Here is a 1078-nt window from a genome sequence, read left to right on the forward strand (position 1 = left end):
GAACAATATCAGGATATTCCCATCATCGCCTTAACAGCGAATGCCATGAAAGGTGATGAAGAAAAATGCTTATTAGCGGGAATGAGTGACTATATGGCTAAGCCTATTAAACTCGACTTGTTGCTGGAAAAAATGGTGTATTGGTCAACGCGTACACACCCTCGCTAAATTTATAGATAGGGCTGCTGCCCTCATAAAATCGTTTTGATCGCCAGTGCTGGTGAAAGAATAGGGTAGAAGCAATCTCCTTATCTCTGTTTTTTTTAGCCACAATATTCATCTAGTGTGCTCTTTGTGAGTCTGTTCGTGATTGCATCTCAAAATAAACAATATGGCTTATGGCAATGTGTAAGCAATTTGTCATAAATGACTGTTTTGTGATAACACAGTACTGTGTTTTAATGCGGAGCGAATAGCATGAGCAGAGAAACTGAAAAAAGTATGATTGTTCTCGCACGGCATCGTCTGAAATGGTTAAAAGTCGCCTTAGCGGGTAGGAATGCAGATTTAAATCTTGTTCAAAACACATTTCATCAACTAACAGGCCTAACCAGTCTCAGGTTTGTTCAAGACAATGGCTTAAGTGAAGAAACCATTCGAGAGCTGGCCATCATCGATAATCTCGCCACCCTAAATGTGCAACAGCAACACCCTGAAGTATTGGACAAACTATCAAAAGAAGCTCAGGAATTATCTAAATATCTCGATATGCCCGCGCGTGAATTGTTAGATTTACTCTTCAAACAAGGGGCGCGATTTCATAATCAGGATGCCATCTCAGTAGCACTTCACCGAGGCCTAATCAGTGATATTCATCATGAAGCTGAAGCCTACGCACGCCTGCAAGAAAGGGAGTGTCGTGATAAAGCATAGCGATAATGGTATAAAGTTTGACTCTTAAAGACGACCGGTCATATTATTGCTTCATGACATTACAAAAACACATCAAAAAAGAACAAATTCTTAACCATGGCATTCAGTTACTGATGAAGCATGGTTATCATGGAACAGGCATCAAACTGATACTCGACACAGTCAAGGTGCCAAAAGGATCGTTCTATAGTTATTTTGATAGTAA

General features: G+C 40.1%; 2 protein-coding genes. Both read left to right on the top strand.

Annotated features, from left to right (window positions below):
• Positions 1 to 417 precede the first annotated feature (417 nt).
• The gene (locus B4K20_RS01945) at positions 418 to 873 is read left to right on the top strand and encodes a hypothetical protein (protein ID WP_289281702.1); all 456 of its coding nucleotides are present in this window, start codon (positions 418 to 420) and stop codon (positions 871 to 873) included.
• 53 nt (positions 874 to 926) lie between these two features.
• Positions 927 to 1078 (top strand): TetR/AcrR family transcriptional regulator (locus B4K20_RS01950; RefSeq protein ID WP_289281703.1); only part of this gene is annotated, 152 nt, incomplete at its 3' end.

Origin of the sequence: Methylophaga sp. UBA5088, from assembly GCF_002414625.1 — a bacterium.
In the GTDB taxonomy this organism is placed as follows: Bacteria; Pseudomonadota; Gammaproteobacteria; order Nitrosococcales; family Methylophagaceae; genus Methylophaga; species Methylophaga marina.